The sequence below is a fragment of the Arthrobacter sp. Rue61a genome (genome assembly GCF_000294695.2).
In the GTDB taxonomy this organism is placed as follows: Bacteria; Actinomycetota; Actinomycetes; order Actinomycetales; family Micrococcaceae; genus Arthrobacter; species Arthrobacter aurescens_A.
Genome location: NC_018531.1, coordinates 2,531,850 through 2,549,187, shown reverse-complemented (window position 1 = coordinate 2,549,187; position 17,338 = coordinate 2,531,850). Strand labels below are relative to the sequence as shown.

Here is a 17,338-nt window from a genome sequence, read left to right as displayed (position 1 = left end):
GTCACGGACCCCGTTGTTGCTTTTGCCGTGCTAAGGCTTGCCGCCTCATGGACGCACGGAACTTTGCCACCTCGACGCTTGTGCGCAGATAGTCGCCGATGCGCTCTGCCTGCATACTTCGGCTACGGCGCTCTCCATGTTCGTAAACAGCCAGCAGCCGACGGGCCGCTACACCCAAACTGAAGTTCTCTTCTACCAGCGTCCGGCCGTAGGCGCCCAGTGCGATCCGCAAGTCGTCGTCGGTCAGGAGCCTGGACAGGGTGCTCTCGAGGTCTTCTTGGATCCCGCGCCCATAAAAGCCGTCCTGCAGGAAACGCGCCGTGTTGCCCGGAGTGCAGAGACTCCAAAACCCGTCGGCGCCCTGCACAACTACAGGCTTGCTAAATGACATCCCACGCAGCGCAGAGCTGCCCATGCCGAGAACTACGTCAGCGGCGTCATAGATCATCCGCGGATCAGGGACCAACCCTTCGACACGGATAACCACTCTTCCGTGCCGGAGGTTAACCGCCGATGCTGACGAGCGGACCTCTCGAAGGCCAGGGCCATCACCAGCGACCAGAAGCATGGCCGGACGGTCCTCTGCAATCCTGTCCACAACGCTGATAGCCGCAAGGACGCCTTGCACTTTGCCAAGGTCAGTGGTGAGCCGGCCAACCACGGCAATGACCCGTTCGTGATCCTCGATCCCCAGCTGCCGCCGTGCCGGAAGCATCCCGCGGGACGCGTTGAAGTCAGTGTCCACGGGTGGTTCCATAAGGTGTACCAGCGGCCGGACCGTGGATTGCTCATCGGCCAAGCCTTTTGTTCCCACAATCAGCGGAACATTTCTGGGCAGAAAGCCCGGAACGTCCATGGAGAGCACAGTCATCACCAGTGGGGTACCGCGCAACAATGCTGGCCCGAAGAACGCATCCAAAGACGGAGCCCACTCGTAGCTGTGGATGAGGTTGATGCCACGCTGGTCCACTGCGCCGATCAGGCGGCGGACTGTTTCCGCGTCCACACTGTGCCTCCTGGCGGGAGCTTCGAGGAACTCGAGTCCCAGTTCCGCAACCCTGTCAAGCAGAACTCCAGGTGTTGCGAATACCACCACTTCATGGCCGAAATCACGGACCGCTGCCGCCAGTTCAATGGCATTGATCTGGCTGCCTCCCATGGCCAACTCGTGAGGGTAAATCAGGAGCCTCACTGGGCCCCCTCCAGCGCCGGAGAGTTGCCCCGCCTGATCACCCGGGCAGGGACACCGGCCCACGTCTCGTCTTCCGGGACGTCGCTGAGGACGGCAGCGCCCATTCCGATCGTTGCTTTCGCACCGATGGTCAGGCGCTCGCGGACACTGGCATTCATTCCTATGTAGGCTGCCCGGCCGATGTGGACGTTGCCGCCCAGTGACACGCCGGAGGCCAACGTGACGTAGTCGCCGATGAGGTCATCGTGGGTGAAGGTTACTCCCGGCATCGCGACGACATGGCTGCCGATAGTGACGGATGCCGTCATGCTGACGTGGGCCAGGATGATGCTTCCGCGGCCAATCAAGCAGCCCTCGGGAACGTTCACAGATGGATCGATCGCTGTCGCGTAGCGGTCATCGTCGAGTCCGAGTGTTCGTAGCCGCATTACGACGCCCTCCCGCCCACTTCCTGAGCCGATGCAGACCAGGAGCATCGCATGGGGGAATTTCAAGGCGTCGCGGATGGGGCCCAGCACATGGGCCCCATCTACTACGCGCCCAAGTTTGTCTTCGTCGTCGTCGAGGATCCCAATGACGTCGAAGGGCCCGCTGCTGCGGACCATGGCAAGCACCTCCCGGGCGAGGCCGCTTGCAGCAATGAGGAGTAGTTCGCTCATGGCTGTCCCGCCGCGCGCAGCACGGAGTCGATGACCCGGACTTGGTCCTGCAGTGACAGTTCGTGGTAGAGCGGCAGGATGAGGGTGTGATCCGACAACCATTCAGTAACGCCCAGCTCAGCCGAGCCGGTGTCCGCACCGGAATACGCGGGCTGCCTGTGCGCCGCCATGATTCCGCGGCGGGCAGAGATGCCGTCTCCGGCCAAACGGGTCAATAACGCCTCCCGTCCCAGCGGGAACGCCGGGCCGATCTCCAACCAGCACGATTGGAAGTTGCTGATGCCGTAATGGGGGTCGCTGACCAGCCGGAGGCCTTCGACGCCGGCGAAGGCGTTGGCGTAGGTAGCGGCGAGCTGACGCCGCCGTTGGACAACTGCTTGGAGACGGCCGAGTTGGACAAGTCCGACGGCGGCCTGAAGGTCGGTCATGCGGTAGTTGAACCCGACTTCGAGGTACTCCTCAGCGGGGGCGAGCAGGCTGGCGTGGCGGTCGGCGGCTGAAACGCTCATGGCGTGTTCGCGAAGCCGTCGTGCCCTGTCACCGTAATCCTGGCGAGGAGTGGTTATCATCCCGCCCTCTCCCGTGGTGAGGATCTTGCGCGGATGGAAGGACCATGCGGCCAGCTCGGCGTTGGAACCTACAGGTCGTCCGCGGTATCTGGAGCCGATAGCGCACGCAGCGTCTTCCACCACGATGATTCCGAGAGGATCGCAGAGTGCCCGGATGGGTTCCAGGTCAACTGGGACTCCGCCTTGGTCAACGGCGATCACCGCTGTGGTGGCGGGTGTCAGGGCGGCCTTGATGGTTGCTGCAGTAACGCAGCCTGTATGCATGTCGACGTCGGCGAAGACCGGCCGCGCGCCCACGTATGTTGCCGCGTTGGCGGTGGCAATGAAGGAGAATGACGGCACCACCACGTCATCCCCTGGTCCAACTCCAGCGACGGCGAGCGCCAGGTGCAGTGCCGAGGTGCAGCTCGACGTTGCAATGGCAAAGTCGGCTTGTTGCTCGGCTGCGAAGGCGTCTTCGAATTGCCGCACCTTGGGGCCCTGTGCAACCCAACCTGATGCGATCACTTCAGCAACGGCTTGGGTCTCTTCTTCGCCAAGCCACGGCTTCATGACATCAATGCGGGCCAATCGGGTTTCGGAGATGGTCATCGCGCACCCACTGCCGGAGCTGTTGGACGACTAATGGTGCGGGCTTCAGCGATCTCGGCCCGAAGCGGACGCCACCACGAAACCAGCGAGCGCAACCCGTCTTCCAAGCCAATGGCCGCCTCGAAGCCCAGGGCTTCGCGTGCTGCCGTGATGTCTGCAAGTCTTCGGGCAACTCCGTTGACGGCACGTTCCGGGCCATGTTCCAGTCGAAGTGGTGAGTCCATGACTTTCAGCAGTGTCTGTGCGAGTTCCGCCAGGCTGGTCTCGGTACCACTGGCCACGTTGAAGACGCCCTCGCGTACGTTGCTGACGGCAGCAAGGACATTCGCCCTGGCGACATCCGCGGTATGGATGAAGTCCATGGTTTGGTGCCCGCTGCCGAAAATCAGCGGGGGCTGGCCGTCGACAATCCGTTCCATCCAGCGGACCAGTACCTCGGTGTAGAGGCCGTGGACGTCCATGCGGGGTCCGTAAACGTTGAAGTACCTCAGCAGGATGTAGTCCAGGCCTGACATGGCTCGGAAGCTCCGTGCCATTCCTTCGTTGAAGGACTTTGCAGCACCGTAGAAGGTGTCGTTGTTGTGGTGGTGGTGGCTTTCTTTGGTGGGAAATTCCTCCGCCATGCCGTAAACGGAGGCACTTGACGCTGAGATGAGCTTGTCCACTTTGTGTGCAGCGGCGGCCTCGTAGACGTTGAAGGTCCCATCCACCAGTACTTCGAGGGCCAGCCGTGGTTCTTCCGCGCATTGGGTGATGCGGATGGCGGCTTGGTGGAAGAGAAGGTCCTTGCCCTTGGTGAGGTCGTGGACGAGGTCGCGGTCACGGAGGTCGCCTTCGATCAGCTGCACCCTCCCACTGGAGAGGGCTTCGTTCAGGTTTGCGCGTCGGCCGCGGACGAGGTTGTCCAGCACGTCTATGTGTTCCGCACCGGCGTCGAGCAGTTGGTCAACCAGCGTCGATCCAATGGTGCCGGCGCCTCCGGTGACCAGGACACGCGCCCCTGGAAGCTCTTTCATCGTGCAACCTGGAGGGAGACTTCATTCCCGGCGACGATTGTTGATTGTCCGTCTGTACCAAGGCTTTTGGTGACGGCTTCGAGCACGGACAAGACGCGGAGCCCGGATTCACCGCTGGTCCGTGGCGTTGTGCGGTTGCGGATGGACGAGGCAAGTTCACTGACCACCTGGCCCAAGGGTTCCCTTTCCTGCAGCGCCGGGGACCACGTGTCGCCGAGGCGGTAGGAGATGGCCGAGGTCCGTTTGTCTGCGGCAGATCTGGGTTGGTGCTCCAGGCTGACCCCGCGGTCGTAGACGCTGAGGCGTTGCTGGGGGTTGAGGTCGTCCCACACCAGGGTCCTCTTTGACCCTCCGATGATCATTTGCCTGATTTTGGTGGGGCTGAGCCAGTTCACATGAATATGGACCATGGCGTCATTGGGCAGACCGAAGGTGAGGTGTCCAACGCAGTCCCTGCCCGTTCCCAGGGGATCCGCGCCGTGAGCTGAAATTTCCGTGGGATGCAGGCCGCCGGGCAGGACGAAGTCCAGGATGGAGAGGTCATGCGGGGCCAGGTCCCAGAAGACGTTGACGTCCGGTTGGACGAGCCCCAGATTGATGCGGACGGAATCCACGTACAAGATATCGCCCAGGGCGCCGCTGGACACCAGTTCCTGGATCTTGAGGACCGCCGGAGTGAAGCAATACGTGTGGTCTGCCATAAGGACCAATCCCCTGGCTTTTGCTTCGTCCACCATCTCCAAGCCCTTGGCCCGGCTGTCGGCCAACGGCTTTTCCACCAGGACGTGTTTACCTGCGCGCAGGGCCGTCATCACCACTCCATGGTGGGTATGCGCCGGCGTCGCTACGGCTATGGCGTCCAGGTTGTAGGTATCCAACAGCTCGTCCAAGGATTCGACGACGGCCACCCCACCGACCGTCTCTGCGAGCTTCAGGCCGCGTTCGACGTCGAGGTCGCAGATGGCCACGAGATCCCAGTCCGGGCTGGCCTTGAGGTTCCGGGCCAGATTGGGCCCCCAATACCCTGCCCCGACCACCGCGATTCGGAGCTTGGCTTGTAGTCCGTGGCCGTTCAGTTGTCCTGATGGAATGGTTCGTATGCTCATTTCCCACTCTGCTTCTATGTTGACAGCGCGATTTGCTTGGTTTGTTGCAGGTACTGGTTAGTAGGCTCCGGAGGGTTGAATCATTGCCCTGAAGGTCCGCCACATGATGATCAGGTCTCCCGCTATGGACCAGTTCTCGACGTAGTAGAGGTCCAGCCGCACGGCCTCATCCCATGGAAGGTCGGACCGCCCGTTGATTTGCCACAAGCCGGTGATACCGGGCTTGATGAGCAGCCGACGATGCGTGTGGCGTTCGTATCCACTGACTTCCCGGGCCAGGGGTGGCCGTGGCCCCACCAGGCTCATGTTGCCCACCAGGACATTCCAGAACTGGGGCAATTCATCGAGGGAGTACTTTCGCATCCACCGGCCGCAACGGGTGATGCGGGGGTCGCCGCGGATCTTGAAGAGCACACCTGCGCCCTCATCCCGGGTATTGAGTTCTTCCAAACGCGATTCGGCGTCCACCACCATGGAACGGAACTTCAGCATGTGGAAGGTGGTGCCCCTCCTGCCAACCCGCTCCTGCCGGAAAAGTACGGGGCCGGGGCTGTCATGGTGGACTATGGCGGCGAGGAGCAGCAGGATCGGTGACAGGATCAGCAATGCCGACGCCGAGACCGTAATGTCCATCAAGCGCTTGAGCGTGTGCTTGCCCCCGGAGTAATGCGGGATGTCCACGTGCATCAGGGGAAGTCCCTCGACGGGCCGCCAGTGGATGCGCGGGCCGGCAACGTTGGTCAGGGTGGCTGCGAGGACCAGCTCCGCGGCATTTTCCTCCAGCTGCCACCCCAGCTCTTGAATGAATTGGTTTCCTCCGGGAACGGGGCCGGCCACAATTACTGCGTTTGCCCCTGTTTGCCGGACTGTGTGGGCGATGCCGTAGATCGACGACAGGACAGGGACGCGGAGGTGGTCCACCTTCAGCACCGCACCACGCCGGGCACCTGGAAGACATGCTCCGAGGATGTCGTACGCGGCGCCGGACTTTCGGTTGATCTGTTTGATGACGTATCTGACGTCCTGGGGTTCACCCACAACGATCGCGCGGGAGAGGCAGCGCCCACGGGACTTTTCGTGACTCAGCCACCGGCGGAAGCTCCACCTGCTGCCGGTGAGCGCCACCAGGCCAAGGGGCAGGGAGACAAGCACGAATGAACTGACGGCATCGAGCCGGAAAACCACGGCAACGATGCCCAGGAAGCCAAATACGCGAAAACTGGCCGACAGGACGCGCTTGTACTCCTCGGGTCCTACGCCGAGAACTTTGGGATCCCGGGTGCGGTAGACCTCCAGTGCACCCAACCAGACCAGGCCAAGAATCAATCCCGTCATCAGATGGTGCGTGAACGCAGGGCTTTCCGCTGCCAAGGACAGGCCATTGGTGTTGAGCGCAAAGCCCGCGAACACAGCCGCAGCAACGAGGGCCGTATCCGACATGCGAAGGCTGTTGGTCAGCGAGTGCGTCCAGTCGGAGCGGCCCCGGCGAGGGAAAGTGATCCGCGGGGTCCTGCGGGTGACTGGCGGCACGAAGTCCAGGGTGACCTCGGACCTCGGTGCCGCCAGTCCCGCCTTTTCAGTCCGTTGTGCAGCAACGGACTTGTCAATCCAGGGAGACGCCGGCGGATTGACGTCGGCGATGGCATTTTTTGCGGGAAAGGCTGACCCCGCCAGGGCATGGTCCGCACCCGTGGGTGCCGCTACCTTGCCTATACGCAAGACTGGAACTTTCACCATGTCAGCCTTCTTTGCAGACCTGCCATTGCCTACTTATCAGTGAAGCGGCGGCGGTCAGGAGGCGCACCAGTAGTCTGTACTCAAGTTTGCGCAGGATTACCCATTGCATCTACGTGCGAGTACCTAGCCGGCGGCGACCACACTACGTGTTTTCGGGCTCGGCGACGAGGTGGAAAAGGCCGGAAATCCGGGCTGGAAACGGCACAAGAACGCGCCAGGAAGCCACAAAAAACCGGCCACCCAGTGGGTGGCCGGTCATCAGGGTATTTAGTCCTCTACGATTTCCAGGTCTTCGTCCAGAACCTCGTCGTCTTCCTCATCTTCGTCGTCAAAAACTTGAAGCGGAGTAACCTCGGAATAGGCCTCGTAGAGTGCGTCTTCATAAACCTCGAAGGCGTCAGCGACGGCGAAAAATGACGCTTCGACGTTGGGGTCACCTTCGCCCCTGCGCGCGGATGCGGCAGCGAGATGTTCTTCCAGGGCGGCGGTCAGTGATTGAAGCGCGACACGCGGATCGATGCTCATGACTTCACGTTAGCTGGAAAAGGACGAAAATGGAGAGGGATGAGAGAACAATTTCCGGGCAGCTCCGTTGAGCGCCAACGAGACTACGCACGTCAGTACGAATACCTCGTTCTGACGGTGGGACCTGACGATTCGCTGCCGGACGCCCGGCGCCGGCTTGCCGAGCATTCCGAATACGGCAAGTGGGAACTCGAGCGCAGCGTGCTCTATCTCGGAGGCGGCCGGCGCTTTTGGCTGCGCCGTAAAGTCTATTCCGTGCAGCGAACCGTCTAAGCGTCCGCCGCTACTCCAAGGGCCCCAACCACGCGTTGGCCACGGTGTTATGCGCGGATTCATCATTTGACGGATGGAAGATACCGGCAAGCACATCCCGGTACAGGCGCTCCATTTCGGAGCCGCGGAAGTAACTGGATCCACCAGTAACCCGGATGGCCAGATCCACTACGTGGCGTGCATTTTCTGTGGCGCGGGACTTGATCCCCACAAGCTTTGGAAACCAAAGCGCCCCGTGATCCACCAGGTTGTCGACGTCTCGCGCAACGGCGGATATCTGCGGATAGATCCCATCCATCGCCAACGCGGCGTCTGCCACTTTCCAGCGGATATCCGGATCCTGCGCATAGCTGCGGCCACCGTACTTGGCTGACACACGACGCTTCACATTTTCCACGCCCAGAGTGAACGCTCGCTCGGCTACGCCGGTGTACACAGCGGCGAGCAACGTTTCGAAACAGGCGAAGATCGCGAAGATCAGCAGGTCCTTGTTGGGTCCCACGGGCAGTTTGCGGAAGATGCGGTCCGGGGGAATCACTGCCCCGTGCAAGAGGGTGGTGTTGGATGCACTGGCACGCATACCCAAGGTGTCCCAGTCGCTCAGTGTTTCGTGGCCCGGCTCATCGCGGCGGAGGAATCCAAAGACGAGCTCACCCTCTCCGTCCCTGGCATCGATATCCTTGCCAAAAGTGCCCAGCCGGGTCCAGCCGCGCGAGAGGCTGGTGAAGATCTTCCGGCCGGTGAACCGGTAGCCTCCATCGGGCAGCAGCTCTGCAACCGTGCCGGAATCGAACAGCATGGAATCGTTGCCGGCCTCGGAGATGCCGAAAGCAAAGACCTCACCCTGTCCGGCTTCCTTGAGTACGAAGTCCAGCGAGTCGTCTCCCCTGGCCGCCATGACCTGCGCGACGCCGGTCCACACCAGGTGCATGTTCACGGCCAGCGCTGTGGCCGGTGCAGCCGTGGCGAGACGCTGCTGCAGCGCGGCTACTGCTTCGAGACCGAGTCCGGCGCCGCCGTCGGCCTCCGGTACGAACAGCTTCAGGTAACCGGCGGCCGCCAGGTCTTCCAAGTCTTCGTGGAAGAACTGGTTGTTCTGGTCGTATCCTGCTGCGCGGCCACGGAGCCGTTCGAGCAGTTCGTCGGGCAGGATTTCTTCGGGAGTCATGGCGTGGAGCTTCTTCCGGTGATTGCCGTTAGTAGTTAGTCAGCAGCGTGTTCAGGACGCGGGCACCGAACTGGAGGGATTCGGCCGGCACGCGCTCATCAACACCGTGGAACATCCCGGTGAAGTCGAGTTCGTCGGGCAGCATCAGAGGAGCGAACCCGTAGCCGGTGATGCCGATCTTGCTCAGTGATTTGTTGTCTGTGCCACCGGAGAGCGTGTAGGGAAGGACCTTGGCGCCCGGGTCTTCGGAGTGCAGCGCATCAATCATGGAGTCCACCAGGTTCCCTGCAAACGGCACCTCCAAGGAAACATCCTTGTTGACGTAGCTGATCTCGATGCCGTCCCCGGCGAGTTCCTTGATGGTCTCGAACACCAGCTCCTGCTGTCCGGGCAGTGTGCGGCAATCCACGAACGCCTCGGCAGACTCAGGGATGACGTTGTGCTTGTATCCGGAACGCAGGAACGTGGGATTGGAAGTGTTCTGAAGGGTGGCACCGACGAACCGGGCCACGGTACCAAGTTCCTTCAGCAGGATGTCCGGGTTGTCGGCGTCGAACTCGACTCCGGTGAGTTCGGTGACGCCGTCCAGGAACTGTCGGGTGGTGGGCGTCAGCTCCACAGGCCACTTGTGTTCGCCGATGCGGGTCACAGCACGGGCAAGCCGGGTAACAGCGTTGTCGGTGTTGATCTGGGAGCCGTGTCCTGCCCGGCCATGGGCTACGAGGCGCAGCCACGAGAGGCCCTTTTCCGCAGTTTGCAGCAGGTAGGTCCGCTGTCCGCCGATCGTGGCAGAGAACCCACCTACCTCGGAAATGGCCTCTGTGGCGCCATCAAAAAGTTCGCGTCGGTGCTCTACCGCGTACCTGGCGCCGTAGGTGCCGCCGGCCTCTTCATCTGCGAAGAAAGCGAAAATGATGTCGCGCTTGGGCTTGCGTCCTGTCCTGGCAAAGTTCCGCATGACTGAAAGGATCATGGCGTCCATGTCTTTCATGTCCACGGCGCCGCGACCCCAGACCAGGCCGTCCTTCAACTCGCCGCTGAACGGGTCCACGCTCCATTGGTCTTTGAGGGCCGGGACAACATCAAGGTGCCCGTGCACTACCAGGGCGTCCGCCGACGGGTCTTCTCCTGCCATGCGGGTTACCACGTTGGCGCGGCCCGGGGCTGACTCGAAGATCTCAGCTTCAAGTCCAACCTCGGTGATCAGCCCGGCTGTGTACTCAGCTGCCGCACGCTCCCCCGGCCCCGAGTCGTCTCCGAAGTTGGAGGAGTCGATGCGGATGAGCTCCTGGCAGATCCGGACGACTTCGTCTTCGGGGCGGATGACAGACATGGAAACTCTCCTTGCGTTGCTGGGCTGCAGGTTCCGGTGACGCACGCTGTGGTTTTCCCAGCGTTTCCGTCCCGTGTTCCCTCAGCCTACTCACCAGCAGCGGGCTCAGTCAGGTATTCGTTTCGCCGTGGGTCTTGGGACGCGCCTGCAGAGGAGCCCTGGATCCGCGCCGATTTTTCAGCGCCCTGAAACCGTGTTAGAGTTTTTCTCGCTGCTTCGGAGGAAAGTGAAGCGCCGCAAGGTGCAAAATGAACTTCTGAACACCACCTGCGCGGGTGGCGGAATGGCAGACGCGCTAGCTTGAGGTGCTAGTCCTCGAAAGGGGGTGGGGGTTCAAGTCCCCCTCCGCGCACAATCACAAGGCCTGAAATCTACGGATTTCGGGCCTTGTTTGTTTTCCCGGCTTTCCCGGGCAAGTTGCGATGCGACCTTGATCACTATGGAATTAATGACGACGGCGGCAGTCACCTTGTGAGTGACCGCCGCCGTCCCATTTCCCGGACTTCAGAGCAAGGCCGAAACGCTGCCAATGAAGTGCCGCCTGCCGCTGCGGGGATTCCACGCAACGTAGTCCGATCGTTCCCAGCGTCCAGAAGCCGACTGGACCGTGGTGATGTCCAAGGCAACCCGCGTTGGCAGGAACACTGGAGCCTCAAAGGCCACGTCCCAGATGAAGGAATCCGCCTTGACGGCACCAACGTCAGCCAGCGCACGCGAGGCCAAGTACATGCCGTGCGCAATGGATCCTCGCAGCCCCAGTGCTTTGGCCGATAGGACACTTAAGTGGATCGGATTGAAGTCACCCGAAACGGTGGCGTAGCTGCGCCCGATGTCCAGGCCAAGCTGCCACAGGGCAGTGGGGTCCGGGGGTGAGAAGTCCGAGGCTCCCGATGCTCCGTTGGCGCTGCCCGGCTTGTCGATGCCCGGCAGGAAGACGCCCTTGGCAAGGTAGGTGGAGACGCCTCGCCACAGCAGGTCTCCGCTGGAGCCGGCGTGGACCTCCGCCACCAGGTCCAGCATTGTTCCCGCCCTGTGGGCGGAGAGGTTCTCCGCCCAGGACCGGATATCCAAAGAGTCGGAGAAGTGGATCGGCATCCGCTGCTCTACGTGGTTCCTTAGGTGGATCATGCCCAGGAGCGGCAACGGGAAGTCGTCGCGGTTCATGACACTCATGGAAACAGGAAAGGCTAAAGCGTGGACATATCCTGCCGGGAGAATATCGCTTGCCGTCTCCCCTACCAGGTGCTGGTACGCGGTCAGGTTGCCGACGTCGGCCCGGACCCCCCTCACCTCGTGGCTGACAGCCGGCAACTTCGTCTTTCCTGTGCTGGCCCCGAGGACCCGCCTACGGGCTGCCGTTGTGGCCGCGTTGACGTACAGCTTGGACAGCGATGGCAGCTCACCGAGGATAACGGGCTGGGGATGGTTCATGCTCCCACCAGTTGTTGTCCACAGACGCGAAGTACTTCTCCGGAAATTCCACCGGCAGCATCGCTGGAAAGGAAGGCAATGGCTTCCGCCACGTCCTGGGGCTGCCCGCCTTGCTTGAGAGAGTTGAGCCTGCGTGCTGCCTCGCGGATGGCGAAGGGCATTTTGGCGGTCATTTCGGTTTCGATAAAGCCCGGGGCAACTGCGTTGATCGTCCCGCCAAAAGACTCCATCAGCGGGGCGGTGGACCTGACCATTCCGATGACGCCCCCCTTGGACGCGCCGTAGTTGGTCTGCCCCCTGTTGCCGGCGATGCCGCTGGTGGACGCGACCGAAACGATTCGCGGCGAATCCCTGAAATACTCCGACGCCAAAAGGGCCTCGTTGATTCTCAGCTGGGCTGCGATGTTGACGGCGATGACAGACTGCCAACGGCCCTCGTCCATGTTGGCCAAGAGCCTGTCGCGGGTGATTCCGGCGTTGTGGACTACGATATCGAGTCGCCCATGGCGTTCCACGGCGTGCTCGATGATGCGATGGCCGGCGTCATCCCGACTGATATCCAGCTGAAGGGCTGTCCCGCGGACCTCGTTGGCAACAGCTGCCAGGTGGTCTCCAGCCGCGGGGATGTCCACGGCCACGATCTTGGCCCCGTCTCGGTGCAGGGTCCGGGCGATGGCGGCTCCGATTCCCCGTGCTGCGCCGGTGACCACTGCCACCTTGCCGGAGAGGGGTTTGTCGGCGTCGTTTGGCAAGCTGCCCGACGTTGAGCGGATGGTCAGGAACTGCCCATCCACATATGCGGAGCGGCCCGAAAGGAAGAACCGCAACGCCCCCAGGGCCGAAGGGCTGGTGGTCGCCAGATGGTCATCCAAGAGAATGCCGTTTGCCGTGGCTCCCGACCGCAGCTCCTTGGCCAAGGACCGCAGCAGCCCGTCAACCCCCTGCCGCGCAGCAGCGGATGCCGGCGACTGGGCCGACTGCGATGTCCTCGAGATGGTGACAACCCGGGCGTTCGGCGAAAGGTCCCGCAAGGAGGCGCCGGCGGTAAGTACGGGTTTGCCCAGGTCTTCGGGATGCTGGACGGCGTCGAGCACCAGGATGATGGCACCCAACTTTTCCTTGGGCAGCGCGTTGCGCCGGACGTCCAAGCCCCAGCCGAGCAGGGAGGTGGCGATGTCATCCGCCCCTGCGCTGTCTCCGCTGACCAGGACCGGGCCCGTGATGAGCGGATCGCCGGGTTGGTGGCGTCGAAGCACAACGGGCTGCGGCAGGCCGAGCTTCTTGGCTACGTCCTTCCCCAGTCCCTGACTTACGAGCTGTGTGTATTTATCTGTCATCTCGCTCCCCCTACGCTGCTTCCAGAATGGCAACAACACCCTGACCACCTGCGGCGCACACGGAAATCAGGCCCCGTGCGGGGCGGCCGTTGACGGCACCCTTCTCATGGAGCATTTTTGCAAGTGAGGCCACGATCCTCCCACCTGTTGCTGCGAATGGATGGCCGGCAGCCAACGATGATCCGTTGACGTTGAGCTTGGCACGGTCCACTTTGCCCAGCGCTCCGTCAAGGCCCAGCCGCGTCCGGCCGAACTCCTCGTCTTCCCACGCCGCCAGGGTGCTGAGAACGGTCCCCGCGAAGGCCTCGTGGATTTCGAAGAAGTCGATGTCCTCAAAGGTCAATCCTTGGCGGGCCAGCAGGCGCGGGACTGCGAAAACAGGCGCCATGAGGAGGCCGTCCTTACCGTGAACGAAGTCGACGGCGGCCGCCTCGCCATCCAGGACGGTTGCGAGCTTGGGCAGGCCGTGTGAGTCGGCCCATTCTTCTGTTGCCAACAGGACCGCGGAGGCTCCATCGGTGAGGGGCGTCGAGTTTCCCGCGGTCATGGTCGCCTCGGCACCCAGGTTCTTGCCGAACACGGGCTTCAGCGTGGAGAGCTTCTCCAGTGTGGTGTCTGCGCGCAGGTTGGAGTCGCGGTTAAGGCCGCGGTACGGAGTGATGAGGTCATCGAAGAAGCCTCGCTCATAGGCGGCAGCGAGGTTGCGATGGCTGTTGAAAGCCAATTCATCCTGCGCTTCCCGGGAGATTTTCCACTGGGCAGTAGTGAGGGCTTGGTGCTCGCCCATCGACAGCCCTGTGCGGGGCTCTCCGGTGTTGGGGGCATCCGGCGCCAGGTCCTTGGGGCGGATCCGGCCGATGATCTTCAGCTTCTGCATGGGGGTCTTGGCCCGGTTCAGGTCCAGCAGGATTTCGCGCAGGCCTTCACTGACAGCGATCGGGGCATCCGATGCCGAGTCCACCCCACCGGCAATCCCTGAATCGATCTGCCCTAACTTGATCTTGTTGGACAACCCAAGAACGGTCTCCAGGCCGGTTGCACAGGCTTGTTGGAGGTCGTATGCGGGGGTTTCGGGTGACAAGGCAGAGCCGAGGACGGCTTCCCGGGTGAGGTTGAAGTCCCTTGAGTGCTTGAGCACTGCCCCGGCTGCCACCTCCCCAATGCGTTCATCTTGGAGACCGAACCTGGCAATGAGCCCTTCCAGTGCAGCGGTGAGCATGTCCTGGTTGGAGGACTTAACATATGCCCCGCCAGTGCGGGCGAACGGAATGCGGTTGCCGCCCACGATGACCGCCGAGCGCGTTGCTTGAGGGGTGGAAGCCGGTTCCAAGGGCCCGTCCGTGGTCACGTCTGCTGCAGCCATGCTTATCTCCTTCGATCGATGCCAGTTACTGATACCCAGCGTACCTGATACGCTGGGTATCGTGAACAGTCGCCACGAAGAATCCACCAGCCCCGCCGGCTCCCCCGAGGTTGTCCTCGAAGTCCCCGGGGCCATGGAGTCCGAAGCCGTCGTTGACGGGCGAGCGGCACGGTGGCAGTCCCACCGTGAAGAGCGCCGGCGGGAACTGATCAAAACCGCCCGCAAGGCAGTTCACCGGCTGGGAAGTGACGCCTCGATGGAGGACATCGCCGGAGCAGCCGGAACGTCGAAATCGGTCTTCTACCGCTACTTCGGGGACAAAGCCGGGCTTCAGCAAGCAATGGGCGAGGTTGTACTGGGTCAAATGCAGCGTCGCATGCAGGAAGCCGCCCAACTGGCCCAGACACCCCGCGAGGGGTTGTTCGCCATGGTTTCCGCGTACCTGCAGATGGCCGAGTCCAGCCCCAACGTCTACGCCTTCATCACCCGTCTCACTCCCGGGGAGGCTTCGGCCCAAGACGCCATCGCGGCCTCAGGCGCGTTGGGCAACTTCTTCGAGCAAATCACGGACATGATCGCGACTCCCATGCGGGAGCACCTCGGCGAAGAGAAAGAATCCGTCATCGTGTATTGGCCCACTGCCGCCATCGGACTGGTCAGGAACGCGGGCGAAATGTGGCTGGGAAGCCCCGCCAGCAGCACCAAACCCGACCAAGCAACCATGGCCGGGCAGATCACTGATTGGTTGTGCCTGGGCATCGCCCCGGAACTCAAGACCACCACCTGACGCAAGAAATGACTCATCAGTTGTCGGAACCAAAGAAGGAAACAACATGACTGAAGTAGTGGACCGGGCCTCATCGGCCAACCAGCCCTCAGGCCGCGACGACGCAGCCACGCCCAGCGCTGCCGAGCCTGTGGTGGATGTCGCTGCCCTGGGAGAGCAGCTCCTGGGCAAGTGGGCCCACATCCGGCACCAGGCCCGCGCGGTGGCAGGCAACCCGGCGGTCCAGAAAATCGAGGGCCTGCACCACACCGAGCACCGTGCCCGAGTGTTCGAGCAGCTGAAGTTCCTGGTGGACAACAACACCGTCCATCGCGCCTTCCCCACCCGGCTGGGCGGCTCCGACGACCACGGCGGCAACATCGCCGGCTTCGAAGAGATCGTCACCGCCGACCCGTCGCTGCAGATCAAGGCTGGCGTCCAGTGGGGCCTCTTCGGCTCTGCAGTGATGCACCTCGGCACCGTGGAACATCAGGACAAGTGGCTCCCCGGCATCATGAGCCTTGAGATTCCAGGCTGCTTCGCCATGACCGAGACGGGCCACGGCTCGGATGTCGCCAGCATTGCCACCACGGCTACCTACGACGAAGCCAGCCAGGAATTCGTGATCAATACGCCGTTCCGGGCGGCATGGAAGGACTACATCGGCAATGCAGCCAACGATGGCCTGGCCGCTGTGGTGTTTGCCCAACTGATCACCAAGAACGTGAATCACGGTGTCCACGCTTTCTACGTGGAACTCCGCGATCCAGCCACCAAGGAGTTCCTCCCGGGCATCGGCGGTGAAGATGACGGCATCAAGGGTGGACTGAACGGCATTGACAACGGCCGGTTGCACTTTGCGAATGTACGCATCCCCCGCACCAACCTCCTGAACCGCTACGGTGACGTCGCTGTGGACGGTACTTACTCCTCCACCATTGAAAGCCCGGGACGCCGCTTCTTCACGATGCTCGGCACCTTGGTTCAAGGCCGTGTTTCCCTGGATGGAGCCGCTGTGGCTGCCAGCAAGGTTGCCCTCAAGACCGCCATTCAGTATGCCACCGAGCGCCGGCAATTCAACGCGTCGTCCAGCACCGATGAAGAGGTCCTGCTGGACTACCAGCGGCACCAGCGCCGCCTGTTCACCCGGCTCGCCACCACGTACGCCGCCAGTTTCGCGCACGAACAGTTGTTGCAGAAGTTCGACGACGTCTTCTCCGGCGCCCACGACACCGATGCCGACCGCCAGGACCTGGAAACCCTGGCCGCCGCGCTCAAACCGCTCAGCACCTGGCATGCCCTGGACACATTGCAGGAATGCCGGGAGGCATGCGGCGGCGCAGGCTTCCTGATCGAGAACCGCTTTGCTTCCTTGCGAGCGGACCTGGACGTCTATGTAACCTTCGAAGGCGATAACACTGTCCTGCTCCAACTGGTGGCCAAGCGTCTCTTGGCCGATTACGCCAAGGAATTCCGCAGCGCGGACTTTGGCGTACTGGCCCGCTACGTTGTGGACCAGGCGGCCGGGGTGGCTCTGCACCGTACGGGTCTAAGGCAGGTGGCCCAGTTCGTGGCCGATACCGGTTCAGTCCAAAAGGCTGCTTTGGCGTTGCGGGATGAGGAAGGCCAGCGGACCCTCCTCGCAGACCGCGTGCAGTCGATGGTGGCAGAAGTCGGTGCGGCACTGAAGGGCGCCAACAAGCTCCCCCAGCACCAGGCTGCAGCCCTCTTCAACCAGCACCAACACGAACTCATCGAAGCGGCCCAGGCGCACGCCGAACTCCTCCAGTGGGAAGCCTTCACTGAGGCTCTGGGCCACGTCTCTGATGAAGGGACCAAGCGGGTCCTGACGTGGCTGCGCGACCTCTTCGGGCTGTCCCTGATCGAGAAGCACCTGTCCTGGTACCTCATGAACGGGCGTCTTTCGATGCAGCGGGGCCGGACCGTGGGTACGTACATCAACCGCTTGCTGGTCAAGATCCGCCCGCACGCCGTGGACCTCGTGGATGCTTTCGGCTACGGTCCCGAGCATCTGCGTGCTTCCATAGCGAGCGGTGCAGAAGCCGTCAGGCAGGATGAAGCCCGCGAGCACTTCAGCGAGCAGCGGGCCAGCGGAAGCGGCCCTGCAGACGAGAAAACGCTCCTTGCCCTGAAGGCCCGCAAGTCGCGTTAGCGGTACTTCCTCACCAAACGGTGAACAGTTGCGGAACTTTGTTCAAGCTTGCGGAACTTTGTTAAAGCACGACGGCGCCGTCCCCACCAAAGGGGACGG

At 62.3% G+C, this 17,338-nt stretch carries 15 protein-coding genes and 1 tRNA gene; 4 read left to right on the top strand and 12 right to left on the bottom strand.

Going from position 1 to position 17,338, the window contains the following annotated elements; all coding sequences use genetic code 11:
• Position 1 precedes the first annotated feature (1 nt).
• From ARUE_RS11555 to ARUE_RS11525, 7 genes are all read right to left on the bottom strand, one after another.
• Positions 2-1,192, bottom strand: a complete 1,191-nt coding sequence (locus ARUE_RS11555; protein WP_014921910.1) for a glycosyltransferase family 4 protein — start codon at positions 1,190-1,192, stop codon at positions 2-4.
• Positions 1,189-1,851 (bottom strand): acetyltransferase, encoded by a 663-nt coding sequence (locus tag ARUE_RS11550; protein WP_011774839.1) that lies wholly within the window; start codon positions 1,849-1,851, stop codon positions 1,189-1,191. Before ARUE_RS11550 ends, ARUE_RS11555 begins: the two co-directional genes overlap by 4 nt.
• Entirely contained in the window at positions 1,848-3,011 is a 1,164-nt protein-coding gene (locus tag ARUE_RS11545; protein WP_014921909.1) for a DegT/DnrJ/EryC1/StrS family aminotransferase, read from the bottom strand. The genes ARUE_RS11550 and ARUE_RS11545 overlap by 4 nt, the downstream gene beginning before the upstream one ends.
• Positions 3,008-4,027: an NAD-dependent epimerase/dehydratase family protein gene (locus ARUE_RS11540; protein WP_014921908.1), complete on the bottom strand. Its 1,020-nt coding sequence runs from the start codon at positions 4,025-4,027 to the stop codon at positions 3,008-3,010. The genes ARUE_RS11545 and ARUE_RS11540 overlap by 4 nt, the downstream gene beginning before the upstream one ends.
• Positions 4,024-5,133, bottom strand: coding sequence for a Gfo/Idh/MocA family protein (locus ARUE_RS11535; protein WP_014921907.1), 1,110 nt, complete (start codon positions 5,131-5,133; stop codon positions 4,024-4,026). Before ARUE_RS11535 ends, ARUE_RS11540 begins: the two co-directional genes overlap by 4 nt.
• 57 nt (positions 5,134-5,190) lie before the next feature.
• Complete coding sequence (locus tag ARUE_RS11530) at positions 5,191-6,870, bottom strand: sugar transferase (protein WP_011774835.1); 1,680 nt, start codon at positions 6,868-6,870, stop codon at positions 5,191-5,193.
• A 267-nt stretch (positions 6,871-7,137) separates the two neighbouring features.
• Positions 7,138-7,395, bottom strand: coding sequence for a hypothetical protein (locus ARUE_RS11525; protein ID WP_011774833.1), 258 nt, complete (start codon positions 7,393-7,395; stop codon positions 7,138-7,140).
• A 39-nt stretch (positions 7,396-7,434) separates the two neighbouring features.
• Here ARUE_RS11525 and ARUE_RS11520 point away from each other — a divergent pair, with 39 nt between their 5' ends.
• Positions 7,435-7,668 carry a DUF5703 family protein gene (locus tag ARUE_RS11520; RefSeq protein WP_011774832.1) on the top strand — a complete coding sequence of 78 codons (234 nt, stop codon included), beginning with the start codon at positions 7,435-7,437 and terminating at the stop codon, positions 7,666-7,668.
• 10 nt (positions 7,669-7,678) lie between these two features.
• Here ARUE_RS11520 and ARUE_RS11515 read toward each other — a convergent pair whose 3' ends face one another.
• Both ARUE_RS11515 and ARUE_RS11510 read right to left on the bottom strand, forming a co-directional pair.
• A complete protein-coding gene (locus tag ARUE_RS11515; protein ID WP_011774831.1) occupies positions 7,679-8,836 on the bottom strand; it encodes an acyl-CoA dehydrogenase family protein in 1,158 nt (385 codons plus the stop codon).
• Positions 8,837-8,864: 28 nt separating this feature from the next.
• Positions 8,865-10,169 (bottom strand): M20/M25/M40 family metallo-hydrolase, encoded by a 1,305-nt coding sequence (locus tag ARUE_RS11510; RefSeq protein ID WP_043470269.1) that lies wholly within the window; start codon positions 10,167-10,169, stop codon positions 8,865-8,867.
• Between the two features lie 269 nt (positions 10,170-10,438).
• On the opposite strand from ARUE_RS11510, the gene ARUE_RS11505 reads away from it, so the two are divergent.
• A tRNA-Leu gene (locus ARUE_RS11505) sits at positions 10,439-10,521 on the top strand.
• Positions 10,522-10,673: 152 nt separating this feature from the next.
• On the opposite strand, the gene ARUE_RS11500 is transcribed toward ARUE_RS11505, so the two are convergent.
• Genes ARUE_RS11500 through ARUE_RS11490 form a run of 3 tightly spaced genes read right to left on the bottom strand, consistent with a single transcriptional unit; the run spans position 10,674 to position 14,300 of the window.
• Complete coding sequence (locus ARUE_RS11500; RefSeq protein ID WP_014921906.1) at positions 10,674-11,600, bottom strand: MaoC/PaaZ C-terminal domain-containing protein; 927 nt, start codon at positions 11,598-11,600, stop codon at positions 10,674-10,676.
• Positions 11,597-12,937 carry a 3-oxoacyl-ACP reductase gene (locus ARUE_RS11495; protein WP_014921905.1) on the bottom strand — a complete coding sequence of 447 codons (1,341 nt, stop codon included), beginning with the start codon at positions 12,935-12,937 and terminating at the stop codon, positions 11,597-11,599. Before ARUE_RS11495 ends, ARUE_RS11500 begins: the two co-directional genes overlap by 4 nt.
• A gap of 10 nt (positions 12,938-12,947) precedes the next feature.
• Positions 12,948-14,300, bottom strand: coding sequence for an acetyl-CoA C-acetyltransferase (locus tag ARUE_RS11490; protein WP_014921904.1), 1,353 nt, complete (start codon positions 14,298-14,300; stop codon positions 12,948-12,950).
• Here ARUE_RS11490 and ARUE_RS11485 point away from each other — a divergent pair.
• A complete protein-coding gene (locus tag ARUE_RS11485; RefSeq protein ID WP_014921903.1) occupies positions 14,299-15,087 on the top strand; it encodes a TetR/AcrR family transcriptional regulator in 789 nt (262 codons plus the stop codon). The two genes, ARUE_RS11490 and ARUE_RS11485, sit on opposite strands and share 2 nt — an antisense overlap.
• Positions 15,088-15,133: 46 nt before the next feature.
• Positions 15,134-17,239: an acyl-CoA dehydrogenase family protein gene (locus tag ARUE_RS11480; RefSeq protein ID WP_014921902.1), complete on the top strand. Its 2,106-nt coding sequence runs from the start codon at positions 15,134-15,136 to the stop codon at positions 17,237-17,239.
• Positions 17,240-17,338 lie beyond the last annotated feature (99 nt).